General features: G+C 64.4%; 10 protein-coding genes. 8 read left to right on the forward strand and 2 right to left on the reverse strand.

Going from position 1 to position 16,073, the window contains the following annotated elements:
- The first annotated feature begins 1 nt into the window (after position 1).
- The 6 genes from treZ to ABE459_RS20580 all read left to right on the forward strand — a co-directional run bounded on the left by treZ (position 2) and on the right by ABE459_RS20580 (position 10,194).
- Complete coding sequence (treZ, locus tag ABE459_RS20555) at positions 2 to 1,744, forward strand: malto-oligosyltrehalose trehalohydrolase (protein WP_323831327.1); 1,743 nt, start codon at positions 2 to 4, stop codon at positions 1,742 to 1,744.
- The gene (gene malQ, locus ABE459_RS20560) at positions 1,741 to 3,810 is read left to right on the forward strand and encodes a 4-alpha-glucanotransferase (RefSeq protein WP_125463539.1); all 2,070 of its coding nucleotides are present in this window, start codon (positions 1,741 to 1,743) and stop codon (positions 3,808 to 3,810) included. The genes treZ and malQ overlap by 4 nt, the downstream gene beginning before the upstream one ends.
- A complete protein-coding gene (locus ABE459_RS20565; RefSeq protein WP_323831328.1) occupies positions 3,807 to 6,581 on the forward strand; it encodes a malto-oligosyltrehalose synthase in 2,775 nt (924 codons plus the stop codon). The genes malQ and ABE459_RS20565 overlap by 4 nt, the downstream gene beginning before the upstream one ends.
- 17 nt (positions 6,582 to 6,598) lie before the next feature.
- Entirely contained in the window at positions 6,599 to 6,844 is a 246-nt protein-coding gene (locus ABE459_RS20570; RefSeq protein WP_125463537.1) for a DUF2934 domain-containing protein, read from the forward strand.
- Between the two features lie 210 nt (positions 6,845 to 7,054).
- Entirely contained in the window at positions 7,055 to 9,208 is a 2,154-nt protein-coding gene (gene glgX, locus ABE459_RS20575) for a glycogen debranching protein GlgX (protein WP_323831331.1), read from the forward strand.
- Positions 9,209 to 9,390: 182 nt separating this feature from the next.
- Positions 9,391 to 10,194 (forward strand): endonuclease/exonuclease/phosphatase family protein, encoded by an 804-nt coding sequence (locus ABE459_RS20580; RefSeq protein ID WP_323831333.1) that lies wholly within the window; start codon positions 9,391 to 9,393, stop codon positions 10,192 to 10,194.
- Positions 10,195 to 10,246: 52 nt separating this feature from the next.
- On the opposite strand, the gene ABE459_RS20585 is transcribed toward ABE459_RS20580, so the two are convergent.
- On the reverse strand, positions 10,247 to 11,806 hold the full coding sequence (locus tag ABE459_RS20585; RefSeq protein ID WP_323831335.1) for a hypothetical protein: 1,560 nt from the start codon (positions 11,804 to 11,806) through the stop codon (positions 10,247 to 10,249).
- 203 nt (positions 11,807 to 12,009) lie between these two features.
- On the opposite strand from ABE459_RS20585, the gene ABE459_RS20590 reads away from it, so the two are divergent.
- Positions 12,010 to 12,369 carry a hypothetical protein gene (locus ABE459_RS20590; protein WP_323831337.1) on the forward strand — a complete coding sequence of 120 codons (360 nt, stop codon included), beginning with the start codon at positions 12,010 to 12,012 and terminating at the stop codon, positions 12,367 to 12,369.
- A 160-nt stretch (positions 12,370 to 12,529) separates the two neighbouring features.
- On the forward strand, positions 12,530 to 13,606 hold the full coding sequence (locus ABE459_RS20595) for an autotransporter outer membrane beta-barrel domain-containing protein (RefSeq protein WP_125463534.1): 1,077 nt from the start codon (positions 12,530 to 12,532) through the stop codon (positions 13,604 to 13,606).
- A 163-nt stretch (positions 13,607 to 13,769) separates the two neighbouring features.
- On the opposite strand, the gene glgB is transcribed toward ABE459_RS20595, so the two are convergent.
- The gene (gene glgB, locus ABE459_RS20600; protein ID WP_323833992.1) at positions 13,770 to 15,980 is read right to left on the reverse strand and encodes a 1,4-alpha-glucan branching protein GlgB; all 2,211 of its coding nucleotides are present in this window, start codon (positions 15,978 to 15,980) and stop codon (positions 13,770 to 13,772) included.
- Positions 15,981 to 16,073 lie beyond the last annotated feature (93 nt).

The following is a 16,073-nucleotide window of genomic DNA, read 5'->3' on the forward strand; positions in this document are numbered from 1 at the left end:
GATGCACAGGCATGGCGCGCAGGTAGTGGACGCCACGTCGGCGCGCTTTGCCCTCTGGGCGCCGGATGCGCGCAGCGTGAGCGTGGAAGTCGAGCGGCAGCCCGCCGTTGAGCTTTCGCCCGTTGATGACGGTTGGTACGTCGGCGTTGCCCCGTGCCAGGCAGGTGAGCGGTATCAATTGCTTATCGACCGGCAGCTCAAGGTGGCCGACCCGGCTTCGCGCTATCAGCCCGAGGGCGTGCAGGGGCCGAGCGAGCTGGTGGACCTTGCCGGCTATCCGTGGCAACACCCCTGGCAGGGCCGCCCGTGGCACGAGGCGGTGATCCAGGAGTTGCACGTGGGCCTGCTCGGCGGTTACCGCGGCGTGGCCGAGGCGCTACCACGCCTGGCCGCGCTGGGCATCAGCGCCATCGAGCTGATGCCGCTGGGCCAGTTCCCCGGTGAGCGTAACTGGGGCTATGACGGCGTGCTGCCGTTCGCCCCACAGCACAGCTACGGCACGCCGCAGGAGCTGTGCGCACTGATCGACCAAGCCCACGGCCACGAACTGATGGTGCTGGTGGACGTGGTCTACAACCACTTCGGCCCGGACGGCAACTACCTGCACCAGTACGCCAGCCCGTTCTTTCGCCAGGACCGGCAGACACCCTGGGGCGCGGCCATCGACTTTCGCAGGCCAGCGGTGCGCGAGTACTTCATCCAGAACGCGCTGATGTGGCTGTGCGACTACCGCTGCGACGGCCTGCGCCTGGATGCGGTGCACGCCATCGACCAGCCGGATTTCCTCGTCGAACTGGCGCAGCGGGTGCGCGCGGCGGTAGCGCCGGGCCGGCAGATCTGGCTGGTGCTGGAAAACGAACACAACCAGGCCGCGCTGTTGGAGCAGGGCTTCGACGCCCAGTGGAACGACGACGGCCACAACGCCTTGCACGTACTGCTGACGGGCGAAACCGAGGGCTACTACGCCGACTACCAGCAGCGGCCGATCGAGCAGCTGGCACGCTGCCTGGCCGAAGGCTTCGTGTTCCAGGGCCAGGCCAACCGCCATGGCACGCCACGGGGCGAACCCAGCGGCCACCTTGCGCCCAGCGCGTTCGTGCTGTTTTTGCAGAACCACGACCAGGTCGGCAACCGCGCTCTGGGCGAGCGCCTTACCCGCCTTTGTCCGCCGCAGGCCCTGCGCGCGGCCACCGGGCTGTTGCTGCTGGCGCCGATGATCCCGCTGCTGTTCATGGGTGACGACGACGGCAGCTGCAAACCGTTCCTGTTTTTCACCGACTTCCACGACGCGCTGGCCGATGCCGTGCGCGAAGGCCGGCGTGGTGAGTTCGCCCACTTCGACGCCTTCGCCGACCCCGCCAGACGCGAACAGATCCCCGACCCCAACGCTGAAACCACCTTCGAACGTTCCCGGCCGCAGCCAAAGGACGTGCTGGCCGGCTGGCACGGCCTTTATCAGCAGCTGCTCGACCTGCGTAAACGCCACCTCATCCCGCACCTGCCCGGCACCCGCGCACTGGGCACCGAGGTGCTGGGCGACAAGGCGCTCACTGCGCGCTGGCGCCTGGGCAACGGCCAGCAGCTGCGTATCGACCTCAACCTCGGCGCCCAGCCCCAGGCCGCGCAACTGCCGCCCCAGGCGCTGCGCCTGTACGGCAGCAGCGACAACGCCCACCCCGACTCGACACTCGCCGCGTACAGCTGCGTGGTCAGCCTGCTGCCCCCCAAACCGGAGACGCCATGAGCGAACAGCCCCTGCACCGCCTGGCCGCCCGCGTCGGCCTGGCCCGCGACTGGATCGACGCCAACAACCGCCCGCAGCAGGTCAGCGACGAGGTGCTGCGCCGTGTATTGCAAGCCCTTGGCCACCCCGCTGACGACGACCAGGCCATCGCCAGCAGCCTGCGCCTGGTCGAACAGGCCGAAGACAGCGAACACCTGCCGCCGCTGCTGACCGTCGATGTCGACCAGCCCCTCGGCCTGCAACGCTGGTTCAGCGCCGGCAGCCAGGTGCACTGCACCTTGGAGGACGCCAGCCAGCGCACACTGGTGCTGGACACCCAGGCACGCCTGCAGGGCGGGCTGCCGACCGGCTATCACCGGTTGGCCATCGATGGCCGCACCTTCACCCTCGCCGTGGCGCCGCGGCGCTGCCACGCGCTCGAAGATGCCATCGGCGAACCGCCACCGCGCTGCTGGGGCCTGGCGGTGCAGTTGTACAGCCTGCGCCGCCCCGACGATGGCGGCTATGGCGACTGCCTGGCGCTGGAACAGCTGGCGCGCAGTGCCGCCGAGCGCGGCGCCGATGCCCTGGCGATCAGCCCGATGCACGCGCTGTCGGCCTTCGACCAACAGCACTTCAGCCCCTATTCACCGTCCAGCCGGCTGTTGCTCAACGCACTGTACGCCAGCCCCGCAGCCCTGCTGGGCGAACGCGCCGTGCGCATGGCGATCGAGGCCTGCGGGCTTGCGCAGACACTGGAAGACCTGCAGCAACAGCCGCTGGTGGACTGGCCACGCGCCGCCAAGGCCCAACAGCGTTTGCTGGAAGCGCTGTACCAGGATTTCAGCCAGGGCGACCACCCGCTGCGCGCAGACTTCGCCAGTTTCCGCGAGGCCGGCGGCGAACGGCTCGAACACCATTGCCGTTTCGAAGTGCTGCAAAGCGAGGCGGTGGACCAGGGCCTGGGCGCCGATTGGCGCAACTGGCCAAAGGCCTGGCACGACCCCTATCACCCGGAAGTCGAAGCCTTCGCCGCCGCCTACCCGGCCCGTGTCGAATTCCACGCGTTCTGCCAGTGGCTCAGCGAACGCAGCCTGCAACGCGCCCAGGACGCGGCGCGCAGCAATGGCATGGCGATCGGCCTGATCGCCGACCTGGCGGTGGGCGCCGACGGCGCCGGCAGCCAGGCCTGGAGCCGCCAGGACGAGCTGCTGGCCGACCTCAAGGTCGGCGCGCCGCCCGACATCCTCAACCGCGCGGGGCAGGACTGGGGCATCTGCGCCTTCTCCCCTGAAGGCCTCAAGCGCAACGGCTACCGCGCCTTCATCGAGATGCTGCGGGCCAACCTGGCCCATGCCGGCGGCCTGCGCATCGACCATGTGATGGGCCTGCGCCGGCTGTGGCTGATCCCCCGTGACGCCACTGCCCGCGAGGGCGCCTACCTCAACTACCCGCTCGACGACCTGCTGCGCCTGCTGGCCCTGGAATCGGTACGGCACCGGGCGATCATCCTCGGCGAGGACTTGGGCACCGTGCCCGAAGGCCTGCGCGAGCGCCTCGCGGCCAAGGCCGTGCTGGGCATGCGCGTGCTGCCCTTCGAGCAGGATGCGCCCGGCCGCTTCAAGCCGATCCTCGACTGGCCGGACAACGCCCTGGCCACCACCGGCACCCATGACCTGGCGCCGCTGGCCGGCTGGCTGCAAGCCCGTGACATCGACTGGAACAACCGCCTGCAACTGATCGACGCCACCACCGAAGGGCACTGGCGCAATAGCCGGGCGCTGGAGCGCGACGGCCTGCGCCGCACCCTGGAGCACAACTACGGCCCGTTGGCGGACGACAGGGCATTGATTGACGCGGCGATCCGTTACGTCGGCCACACCCGCGCCCCCTTGGTGCTGGTGCCGCTGGAGGACCTGCTGGGCTGCGACGAGCAACCCAACCTGCCCGGCACCACCGCTGGCCACCCCAACTGGCGGCGCCGCTTCAAGGCCACGGCCCTCGAGCTGCTCGACGACGAGGACGCGGCGCGGCGCCTGGAGCTGCTGGCCCAGGCCCGCGAACAAGCCTGGGAGCGTGATCGATGAAGCCGCTGACCGCCACCCTGCGCCTGCAACTGCACAGCGACTTCACCCTGGATGACGCGACGCCGTTGGTGCCCTATTTCGCCCAGCTCGGCATCAGCCATCTGTATGCCTCGCCGATCCTGACTGCCCGTGCAGGCTCGCGCCACGGCTACGACGTGGTCGACCCGACCCGGGTCAACCCCGAGCTGGGCGGCGAGGCCGCGCTGGAGCGCCTGGTGGCCGCCTTGCGCCAGCACGGCATGGGCCTGATCCTCGACACGGTGTCCAACCACATGGCCGTGGGCGGCGCCGACAACCCCTGGTGGCAGAGCCTGCTGGCCTGGGGCCGGCGCAGCCCCTATGCAGAGTTCTTCGATATCCAGTGGCACTCCAGCGACCCGCTGCTGGCCGGGCAACTGCTGTTGCCGTTCCTCGGCAGCGACTATGGCGTGGCGCTGCTCAACGGCGACATGCCCCTGACCTTCGACGCCGAGCATGGCCGGTTCGAGGTCGCCCATCACGAGCATCGTTTCCCGATCTGCCCGCTGGACTACGGGCGCATTCTCGGCCGTGCCGAAGACCCACGGTTGCAGGCCCTGGCCCAACACTTCAGCGCCCTGCACGAGGCCGCCGAACCGTTGGCCGACGCCGTGACGCTGCACCGCGACCTGGCCCTGGTGGTCGACGCCGGGGCCAGCCTCGAAGGCGCCCTGGCCGCCTTCGACAGCCGCACCGAAGCCGGTTTCAAGCAGCTGCACCTGTTGCTGGAACGCCAGACCTATCGCCTGGCCAGCTGGCGCACCGCCGCCGACGACATCAACTGGCGGCGCTTTTTCGACATCAATGAACTGGGCGGCCTGCGGGTGGAGCGTGCGGTGGTGTTCGAAGCCACCCACGCCAAGCTGTTCGAGCTGATCGAGCGCGGGCTGGTGGATGGCTTGCGCATCGACCATATCGACGGCCTGGCCGACCCGCGCCGTTACTGCCGCAGCTTGCGCCGACGAGTCGACGGGTTGCTGGCGCGCCGACCGCTGCAGGCGGGCGTGGAGCACTTCCCGATCTACGTCGAGAAAATCCTCGGCGCCGATGAACACCTGCACCGCGACTGGCTCACCGACGGCACCACCGGCTACGAGTTCATGAACCAGGTCTCGCTGCTGCAACACGACCCGGCGGGCGAAGCACCGCTGACCGAGCTGTGGAGCACCGTCAGCGAACGGCCGGCATTTGCCGAGGAAGTGCGCCAGGCTCGCCACCTGGTGCTCAACGCCGGCCTGGCCGGCGACTGCGAGTCGGTGGCACTGGCCTTGCTGCAGGTGGCCCGCGACGACCTGATGACCCGTGACCTCACCCTCGGAGCCATCCGCCGCGCGCTGCAGGCGCTGGCCGAGCACTACCCGGTGTACCGCACCTACATCAACGCCTGTGGCCGCCCGGCCGAGGACGAGGGGTTCTTCCAGCAAGCCCTCGCTGACGCCCGTCAGTCGTTGAGCGAGGCCGACTGGCCGCTGCTCGAGCACCTGGCGCAGTGGCTTGGTGGCCAGCCCTGGCGGCGCCTGCCCCCGGGCCGACCACGCAAGCACCTGCGTCACGCCTGCGTGCGCTTCCAGCAACTGACCGCGCCAACCGCCGCCAAGGCTGTGGAAGACACCGCGTTCTACCGCAGCGCCCGGCTGTTGTCGCGCAACGACGTGGGCTTCGAGGCCGAGCGTTTCAGTGCCGACCCTGGCTGGTTTCACACGCAAGCCCAGCGCCGCCTGCGCGACTTCCCCGACAACCTGCTGGCCACCGCCACCCACGATCACAAGCGTGGCGAAGACTGCCGGGCGCGCCTGGCGGTGCTCAGCGAGCGCGGGGCCTGGCTGGCCAGCCGGGTGGAGCACTGGCGCGAACTGGCGGCGCCGCTGCGCGAGGCGTTGGAGGATGGCGCCGCGCCCGGCCCGGGCGATGAGCTGCTGCTGTGGCAGACCCTGCTCGGCAGCTGGCCGCTGGCGCTCGACCTGCATGACGCCAACGCACTGCGCCACTACGCCGAGCGCATCGGCGGTTGGCAACAGAAGGCCCTGCGCGAGGCCAAGCTGCGCAGCAGCTGGGCGGCGCCGAACGAGGCTTATGAACAGGCCTGCGCCGCCTATGTGAACGGCCTGCTGCTGGACGCGCAGAACCAGCAGCTGCGCCAGTCGCTGCACGAGGCGGCGCGGCAGATCGCCTGCCCCGGCGCGCTGAACAGCCTGGTGCAATGCCTGCTGCGCATGACCACGCCGGGCGTGCCCGACCTGTACCAGGGCAACGAGTACTGGGACTTCAGCCTGGTCGACCCGGACAATCGGCGCCCGGTGGACTACGCTGCAAGGCGTGCCAGCCTGGACGCCAGCACGCCCCTGGCCGAGCTGCTCGGCCACTGGCAGGACGGGCGCATCAAGCAGGCACTGATCGCCCGGCTGCTGGACTGTCGCATGAGCCATCCCGAACTGTTCCGGGGTGGCGCCTACCTGCCGCTGAACGTGCAGGGGCGCCACGCCGACAAGGTGCTGGCCTTCGCCCGACTGGGCGAGGAGCAGCGCGCCATCGTTGTCGCACCACGGCTTGCCAGCAACTTGCTGGGTAACGCCACAACCCCATTGATCCCGGCACAGAACTGGGACGATACGCGGCTGATCCTGCCGTTTGCCTTGTCGCCTGCCAACTGCTCGGGACTTTTCGGTGGCGGTGCTGTCAGCCCTTCAAAGGAGCTGAAGTTGAGCACCGTACTGATGGAGTTCCCGGTCAATGTGTTGATTGATCATGCCTAACTGCATTCAGGAGCGTCGTGATGAGTGTCGAAGAGAAACGTGTTCGCGAATTCGCCTATCAAATCTGGGAATCGGAGGGCAAGCCGGAGGGTCAGGAAATCCGCCACTGGGAGATGGCCCGCAAGCTGGCCGAGGCTGAAGCGTTAGCGCCCAAGGCCGCGCCGCGCAAGAAGGCGGCGGCCAAGCCGAAGGCGGCGGTGGCTGCTGAAAAGCCTGTGGCGGCGAAGAAGCCAAAGGCAGTGAAAAAGCCGGCTGCAGGCTGAGTGCTGTGCCGGCCTCTTCGCGGGTAAACCCGCTCCCACAGGATCATCATTAGCCTTGGTTGTGCTTGGGTGTGTTGGAGAACCTGTGCTCCAACAGGATCACCATTAGCCTTGGGTGAGATGGAGAACCTGTGGGAGCGGGTTTACCCGCGAAAGAGCCGGCACCGATCCTCTGATGGATCCCCCTCCCCCCGCACCACGAGGACTGCCATGAGCCCCCGCACCCCGAAGAAAACCCGCTCCGTCGCTCCGTCGCGCATCCGCGAAGGCATGCCCTTCCCGCTGGGCGCCACCTGGGACGGCCTGGGGGTCAACTTCGCCCTGTTCTCGGCCAACGCCAGCAAAGTCGAACTGTGCCTGTTCGATTCAACCGGCGAACAGGAGCTCGAGCGCATCGAGCTGCCCGAGTACACCGACGAGATCTACCACGGCTACCTGCCCGATGCACACCCTGGCCTGGTCTACGGCTACCGCGTGCATGGCCCGTATGAACCGCAGAACGGCCACCGTTTCAATCCCAACAAACTGCTGATCGACCCCTATGCCAAGCAACTGGTCGGCACACTGAAATGGTCCGAGGCCCTGTTCGGCTACACCATCGGCCACCCCGACGACGACCTGTCGTTCGACGAGCGCGACAGCGCGCCCTTCGTGCCCAAATGCAAGGTCATCGACCCGGCGTTCACCTGGGGCCGCGACCAACGTGTGCAGATCCCCTGGGAGCGCACCATCATCTACGAGGCGCACGCCCGCGGCATCAGCATGCGCCACCCGGCGGTGCCCGAGGCGCTGCGCGGCACCTTCGCGGGCCTGGCCAACGACGAACTGCTCGGGCACATCAAGGCGCTTGGGGTATCGAGCATCGAGCTGCTGCCGATCCACGCCTTCGTCAACGACCAGCACCTGCTCGACAAGGGCCTGAACAACTACTGGGGCTACAACAGCATCGCCTTCTTCGCCCCGCACCCGCGCTACCTGGCCAGCGGCAAGATCGCCGAGTTCAAGGAGATGGTCGCGCACCTGCACGATGCCGGGCTGGAAGTGATTCTGGACGTGGTCTACAACCACACCGCCGAGGGCAACGAGCGCGGCCCGACCCTGTCGATGCGCGGCATCGACAACGCCTCGTACTACCGCCTCATGCCCGACGACAAGCGCTTCTACATCAACGATTCCGGCACCGGCAACACCCTCGACCTGAGCCATCCGTGCGTGCTGCAACTGGTCACCGACTCGCTGCGCTACTGGGCGGGCGAGATGCACGTGGACGGTTTTCGCTTTGATCTTGCGACCATCCTCGGCCGCTACCACGATGGCTACAGCGAACGCCACGGCTTCCTCGTCGCCTGCCGCCAGGACCCGATGCTCAGCCAGGTCAAGCTGATCGCCGAACCCTGGGATTGTGGCCCCGGCGGTTACCAGGTAGGCAACTTCGCCCCCGGCTGGGCGGAGTGGAACGACCGTTTCCGCGACACCGTGCGCAGTTTCTGGAAAGGCGACGAAGGCATGCTCGCCGACTTCGCCGCGCGCATCACAGCCTCCGGCGACCTGTTCAACAACCGTGGCCGGCGGCCCTACGCCTCGGTCAACTTCGTCACCGCCCACGACGGCTTCACCCTGCGCGACCTGGTGTCGTACAACGACAAGCACAACGAGGACAACGACGAGAACAACCAGGACGGCACCAACAACAACCTGTCGTGGAACTGCGGCGTCGAAGGCCCGACCGACGACCCTGCGATCAATGCCCTGCGCATGCGCCAGATGCGCAACTACTTCGCCACCCTGCTGCTGGCCCAGGGCACGCCGATGATCGTCGCTGGCGACGAGTTCAGCCGCACCCAGCATGGCAACAACAACGCGTATTGCCAGGACAGCGAGATCGGCTGGGTCAACTGGGAGCTGGACGAGGACGGCAAGGCCTTGCTGGCCTTCGTCAAACGCCTGACCCGCCTGCGCCTGGCCTACCCGATCCTGCGCCGCTCGCGCTTTCTGGTGGGCGACTACAACGAGGCGATCGGGGTCAAGGACGTGACTTGGCTGGCCCCGGACGGCAGCGAGATGACCGTGGAGCAGTGGGAAGACCCGCACGGGCGTTGCCTGGGCATGCTGATGGACGGCCGCGCCCAGGTCAGCGGCATTGCCCGCCCCGGGGCCGAGGCGACCTTGCTGCTGATCGTCAACGCCTACCACGACGTGGTGCCGTTCAAGCTGCCGCCGGTGCCGCAGGGCGAGTACTGGAGCTGCCTGGTCGACACCGATCGGCCAGAGCTGCGCAAGCCGCAGCATCTGCAGTTCGACACGGTGTTCGAGGTGCAGGGGCGGTCGTTGCTGTTGATGGTGTTGCAGCGGGAAGAGGACTGAACCTGGCAACGGACGGGCGGTCCTAATCCGTAGCCATGATCACCAAAATACCTGTGGGAGCGGGTTTACCCGCGAAGACCACACTACGGTGCATGGCACGGGCTACGCCCGTGTTCGCGGCGGTTCGACGGCTCGATAAACCCGCTCCCACAAGAATCGTGTAAATCGCTACAGGAGTCCCTGTGAACCCCGAAGCCGGCAGTCCAGGTTTCGCCAGCGTCAGCCAGGCCCCGGCCGTGCACCGGGTCAAGGTGCTGACGGTCAATACCCACAAGGGTTTCACCGCCTTCAACCGGCGCTTCATCCTGCCGGAGCTGCGCGAGGCGGTGCGCAGCACCCAGGCCGATATCGTGTTCCTGCAGGAAGTGCTGGGCAGCCACGATCGCCACGCCAGCCGCTACCCCGGCTGGCCGCAGACCTCGCAGTACGAATTCCTCGCCGACAGCATGTGGAGCGATTTCGCCTACGGGCGCAACGCGGTGTACCCGGACGGCCACCACGGCAACGCGCTGCTGTCCAAGTACCCGATCATCGAACACCGCAACCTCGACGTGTCGATCACCGGCCCCGAACGGCGCGGCCTGCTGCACTGCGTGCTAGACGTGCCCGGGCAAGCACCGGTGCATGCCATTTGCGTGCACCTGTCGCTGCTGGAAAGCCATCGGCAAAAACAGCTGCAACTGTTGAGCAAGCTGCTCGATGCACTGCCCGCCGACGCCCCGGTGATCATCGCCGGTGACTTCAACGACTGGCAGTTGCACGGCAATCGCACCCTGGGCCGGCAACAGGGCCTGCACGAAGCCTTCGAACGCCATCACGGCCTGCTCGCCCGCACTTATCCTGCGCGCCTGCCACTGCTGCGCCTGGACCGTATCTACCTGCGCAACGCCGACAGCCATGGGCCGAAGATCCTTGGCCACAAGCCCTGGACACACCTCTCCGATCATCTACTTTTAACCGTTGAGGTATGGGTGAAATACACTTAGGGTGCGGCATGTGAAATGCGCTTACTCACACATGCGTACTGTACCGGTTAACTCAACTCGCTAATTTCCATTCAGGTGAGTCTATTTCAACAGCACATACCGTATTCGGCCCTGTCTCGGCATAGAATTTGACAGCTTTGGTATCGATATCGCTATAGAGCCTCACAAATACCTCTTCAAGCGTGTACCTCAGTGCAGGAGGCTTGATCAGTGTACCGAATACATTAAACGGCTCCCGCTCCATCAAGAAAGAGAAGCGCTGGGTCTCGTCCAGTCGCCAAGCTGAAAACGCCTCGTCACTCATAGCAATAGCCCCCTGTGCTATAGGGGCCTCTTGAACATATGCTTCCGAACGGGGCCCCTTCAATAACGGAGCATAGTCATTGAGCATCTCATTGATATCCGCAGCCTGCGTCAGATCAACAATAACGAAGTCCAATTTAACCTGTTCAAAAAAGCGCCTCACCTCAGAAACCAATGAAACAATACGGACATGCAACGCCGTCAAATTCCTAGCATTTTCGTTTGCACCCGACGTGATAGATATATCACGACCATTGATCTCAACAACGTACTTCAAATCGCCTCGCGAAAAGATATCTGCCGCCTTGACGTGCCGGGCAAAATAGGGAATTTTATTAATCGACAGCCCTTGCCACGAAGCGAAGCTCAAACCAAACTCACAAGTTGACTTATTATCTTTGACATCAATTGATACCTTGACATCAATTACGGAATCCGAACTTCTCCCTTGCAACTTAAGATAACGAGCGCCCACCGTCAACTTACAAGGGAACGAATAAATCAAATGTTCTTTAGACGAATCATGGGCATAGAGCTGACTCTCCACATGCGCAGCGGGGCCTGAAAATGTAAAAAAACCCTCGTTCTCGCTGCCGGTTGCCTGAAGTCGATCAAAAAGCGGAGATCCAGTGATTGCGACCTCTGATCTGCTAAGCGTTATTTCTTCCCCAGACTCATATAACTCCCTTACTTTACTTTCCACACTAGGAGCCACCGCAAAATTTAACTTTAAATCCGGCTCAAGCGCCTTAATACGGTGCGATATAGTTCCTCCTCCGTATTGAATATCGACATCAAAGCGAGGGTCCAACTCATTCAAGGCTTCTTTGTATACCTCTGCATACTGGGGAAATGTCGGCGTCAATGCGTCCATATCTGCTTTAATAAAATCACGCACACCTCGCATCACTTTTATTGAGGTAGCACTCTCCATCTCTGAAGCTGAAAACATCCTTACATCTACTAGAGCATTCGCTCTCTCTTCCGCCAAGCGCTTCCACTCGACCAACGTTTTCACGCTGTAGGCGGAGTCATCAGCGTCAACAAGCACAGAGTGCGTGCCGCACATCCATATCCCATTAAGATGGCTGGAGCGTTGTTCCGAACTCTGATCTGGATCGTAGCGAGGTCCATTCGGCGAGGCAGCCTTTATGTGACATGCAACACCGATATTTAAACGACCCGATCGGTTTTTTTTCGCTCCGACCGTTGTTTTTCGACATTCAGGAAATGAGCAACAGTTACCTGCCATGTCCCGAATTTTGGTTTTCGTCCACGGCGTAAATTCATCTTCCTTCTTTCTAGCCATTGTTACTCCTGATCCTCTCGCACCGTCCAATCGGCGGGTGTTGTTTCGTGAAAATACGCTCGCTTCAAGCGAATGGTTTAGATGTGCAGCCAAGGCACCCCGACGAGTCATAGCAGGGCTATAGCGAGAAATGGCGACGCCGGCCGGGCGCCCCAGACGCGGCCAAAAGTGAACAGCGCATTTCAAATTGCAGGGCACTAACGATGAAGCTCACATGGCAAAACGCCAACGAAAAATTTCCGACATTCTTTATCTCAAATGGTCTGAACATGCAAGCAACCCCTTATCTGGCAAACGAAAAGTTCAGAAATAACTCCATCACGGAAGATGCCATTGTTCACAGTCTTGCCTGCACATTGAGCAACACGCATGGGCGGGGGGATGGGCCTGTAGCAACGATTCGGCATAGCCGCGCGGCGATAAATCGCCATTATCGATATGGCAGTGCCAATTCCGATCAAATTCAATGGCTTGAATTACTCAACGAACCCTTGCCAAAGCCTTCACACATTCTTGACGCAAGCCCTGTCCTCTCCTTAGCTGAACAGAACCAACAGACGTAAAAATTCGTGCCGGGCCTCTAGCTCGCGCCTTTGTGCGCGCTCAAGCAGGCTGGCGCGCTGGCTTGGGTCGCCCCTGTTTTTGTCGTACAGCCCGTGACATCAGGCCAGATTGCCCGGCTGTTCAACGTGCTGTCCAACACACAACAACAGGAGATCCGCCATGAAAAGCACCTCGAACCCCCTGCGTTTCGAAGCTTTTTGCTGCGCGGTTTCCACGTCGCTGCTCTTGGCAACCCCGGTGGAAACCTTCGCCTTCGAACTGCAGGAGGGCGAACCCTTCGCCCGGTTCCTGGAACAGCCCGAGGTCCCCCAACTCTCACTCGACCCGCTGAGCGTCAATGGCCTCAACCAGGGCATGCTCTCGGCATTCTCCACGCAGATGAGCGAGCGCCACGGCCCACTGGCCAGCGACATGATCGCCAGCCAGTGGGCGCAGTTCTTCCCCGGCACACCAAGGCCTGCAGCCCAGGCGCCGGCGCAACTGGAGGCGCCCAGCCAGCAGTTGATGATCGGCCCCGACCTGTTCGTGCGCGAAACCAGCGCAGGCAACGTTCACCGTGCCGGGATCTTCGTCGGCCACAACAACCTGCAAAGCAGCTTCAACGGCATGCGCCCCTTGCTCGGTGACAAACAACGCAATGCGGTGAACCTCAGCGGCGAGAGCCTGGGCGTGTACTGGAGCATGACCCATGAGCAGGGCTGGCATGTGGACGCCGTGGCCATGGGCACGCGCATCGACGTCAATGGCCGCTCCCAGGCCGGCCAGCGGGTGGACGACAGCGGCCATGCGATGACCTTCTCGGTAGAGGGCGGCTTCCCCATCGGCCTGGGGGGCGGCTGGGTGATCGAGCCCCAGGCGCAGTTGATCAACCAGCAGTTCTTCCCGGGCAGCCAGGTGCAGGAGGAAACCTTGCAGGCGTTCGACAGCCAGCCAAGCTGGAGCGGCCGGGTCGGTGCCAAGCTGTCGGCGCGCTATGAAGTGAAAGGCATGCCGATCGAGCCCTATGTGCGCACCAACGTCTGGTACGACTTCAGCAACAGCGACGCGGTGAAGCTGGACCAGGTCGACAAGATCTCCAGCTCGCGCAGTTCGACCTCGGTGGACCTGGGGTTGGGGCTGGTGGCGCGGGTCACGCCGAACGTGGCGCTGTTCGTCAGTGCCGATTACAGCAGCGATGTGGATGACAATGACCTGAATGGGCTGATTGGCAGCCTCGGTGTGCGGATGCGCTGGTAGAAGCTCGCACTGTGCCACCCCATCGCACTGTAGGAGCGGCCTTGTGTCGCGAAAGGGCTGCGCAGCAGCCCCCGGCTTTCCGCTTAAACGCATCGATCGCTGGGGCTGCTGCGCCGCCCTTTCGCGACACAAGGCCGCTCCTACAGAGAGGGTGTGACGGCTATCAGGCGGGTTTCATCACCAACACCCCCAAAGGCGGCAGGTTCAACGCCAGCGACAGCGGCTGGCCATGGCTGGCGACCGGGTCACTGCTCACCCCCCCCAGGTTGCCCACGTTCGACCCTGCATACAGCCCGGCATCGCTGTTGAGCAACTCTTGCCAACGTTCGCCGAACGGCACGCCGATCCGGTACCCCTCGCGCGGCACCGGGGTGAAGTTGGCCACCACCAGCAAGGGTTCGCCCTGGCTGCTCCAGCGCAGCCAGGCGTACACGCTGTTGTGCGCATCGTCGCCGATCAGCCACTGGAAGCCCTGGGGCTGGCAGTCCTGTTCATGCAGTGCCGGTTGCTCGCGGTACAGCCGGTTGAGGTCGCCGACCAGGCGCTGTACTCCTTGGTGCTCGGGGTATTGCAGCAGGTACCAGTCCAGTTGGCTGTCGTGGTTCCACTCACGCCACTGGCCGAACTCGCAGCCCATGAACAGCAGCTTCTTGCCTGGGTGGGCCCACATGAACGCGAGGTAGGCGCGCAGGTTGGCGAACTTCTGCCAGCGATCGCCGGGCATCTTGTCGATCAGCGAGTGCTTGCCGTGCACCACCTCGTCGTGGGAGATAGGCAGGATGAAGTGCTCGGAGTAGGCATAGATCAGCCCGAAGCTCATCTCGTTGTGGTGGTAGGTGCGGTGGATCGGGTCGTTCTGGATGTAATGCAGGGTGTCGTGCATCCAGCCCATGTTCCACTTGTAGGCAAAGCCCAGGCCGCCCTGTTGCGTGGGCTGGCTGACGCCGGGCCAGGCGGTGGATTCCTCGGCGATGATCAACGCGCCCGGTGCCTCGTGGGCCGCGACGCCGTTGAGGTGGCGGATGAAGTCGATGGCTTCGAGGTTCTCGCGCCCGCCATGGCGGTTGGGCACCCACTCGCCGGCCTTGCGCGAGTAATCGCGGTAGAGCATCGACGCCACGGCATCGACGCGCAGGCCGTCGATGTGGAAATGCTTGAGCCAGTGCAGCGCCGAGGCCAGCATGAAGCCGCGCACCTCGTTGCGCCCGAGGTTGTAGATCAGCGTGTTCCAGTCCTGGTGGAAGCCTTCCAGCGGATTGTCGTACTCGTACAACGCGGTGCCGTCGAAGCGCGCCAGGCCGTGTTCGTCGGTGGGGAAATGCGCCGGTACCCAGTCGAGGATCACGCCGATGCCGCCCTGATGGCAGGCGTCGATGAAGAAGGCGAAATCTTCCGCCGTGCCGTAGCGCGAGGTCGGGGCGAACAGCGACAGCGGCTGATAGCCCCAGGACCCGCCGAACGGGTGCTCCATGATCGGCATCAGCTCGATATGGGTGAAGCCCAGTTCCTGCACGTAGGGCACCAGGCGTTCGGCCAGTTCGCGCCAGTTGTAGAAGCGCGCGACCTCGCCGGTATCGTCCAGCTCGCAGCGCCAGGAGCCAGCGTGCAGCTCGTAGATCGACAGCGGTGCGTTGTAGGCGTGGCGCTGGGCGCGCTGCGCCATCCATTGCTCATCGCGCCAGTCGTGGGCCAGGGCGCCGGCCACCTTCGAGGCGGTACTCGGTGGCAGCTCGGTGGCGCGGGCCAGCGGGTCGGCCTTGAGCGGCAGCACGCCGTCGGCGCCGAGCACTTCGAACTTGTAGGTTTCGCCGACACCCAGGCGCGGCACGAACAACTCCCACACCCCGGCGCTGTGGCGCAGGCGCATGGGGTGGCGGCGGCCGTCCCAGTTGTTGAAGTCGCCCACCACCGAAACCCGCCTGGCGTTGGGCGCCCACACCGAGAAACACACGCCGTCGATGCCGTCGGCCTGGGTCGGTTGCGCACCGAAGCGGCCGGACAGGTCGCGGTGGTTGCCCTCGGAGAACAGGTACATGTCCATATCGCCCAGTTGCGGGCCAAAGCTGTATGGGTCTTCGGTGACCTGCTCGCCCCCGGCCCAGCCGATCTGCAGCAGGTACGGTTGTGCATCGTTGATGTGCGCGGTGAACAACCCTGGCAGGCGCTGTTGCTCCATTTCAGCGAGCACGTGCCCGCCATCGCGGGCCAGCACGCGCACATTCAGGGCGTTGGGCAGGAAGGCCCGGATAAACTGACCGCCTGCACCATCGGGGTGCGGGCCGAGCACGGCGAACGGGTCGGCGTGCGTGGCGCTGGCAAGGGCGTCCAGGTCCCGTTGCCGAAGGCTGCCGTTGTCACGCGTGGTTGCATTCATCTCACTGCCCCTTTCCATGTGTTTACACGATTGCTTGACGAGCTTTTGGGCGCGGCGTGGGAGCGGGCTTGCCCCGCGATGAGGGTTGAGGCC

The organism is Pseudomonas sp. TWI923 (assembly GCF_039673365.1).
In the GTDB taxonomy this organism is placed as follows: domain Bacteria; phylum Pseudomonadota; class Gammaproteobacteria; order Pseudomonadales; family Pseudomonadaceae; genus Aquipseudomonas; species Aquipseudomonas sichuanensis.

What these genes read in the sequence shown, in the direction of transcription:
- glgX (WP_323831331.1), top strand. Translation starts at nt 7,055, where the DNA reads ATGAGCCCCCGCACCCCGAAGAAAACCCGCTCCGTCGCTCCGTCGCGC.
- ABE459_RS20585 (WP_323831335.1), bottom strand. Translation starts at nt 11,806, where the DNA reads ATGGCTAGAAAGAAGGAAGATGAATTTACGCCGTGGACGAAAACCAAA.
- ABE459_RS20595 (WP_125463534.1), top strand. Translation starts at nt 12,530, where the DNA reads ATGAAAAGCACCTCGAACCCCCTGCGTTTCGAAGCTTTTTGCTGCGCG.
- glgB (WP_323833992.1), bottom strand. Translation starts at nt 15,980, where the DNA reads ATGAATGCAACCACGCGTGACAACGGCAGCCTTCGGCAACGGGACCTG.
- ABE459_RS20565 (WP_323831328.1), top strand. Translation starts at nt 3,807, where the DNA reads ATGAAGCCGCTGACCGCCACCCTGCGCCTGCAACTGCACAGCGACTTC.
- treZ (WP_323831327.1), top strand. Translation starts at nt 2, where the DNA reads ATGCACAGGCATGGCGCGCAGGTAGTGGACGCCACGTCGGCGCGCTTT.
- malQ (WP_125463539.1), top strand. Translation starts at nt 1,741, where the DNA reads ATGAGCGAACAGCCCCTGCACCGCCTGGCCGCCCGCGTCGGCCTGGCC.
- ABE459_RS20590 (WP_323831337.1), top strand. Translation starts at nt 12,010, where the DNA reads ATGAAGCTCACATGGCAAAACGCCAACGAAAAATTTCCGACATTCTTT.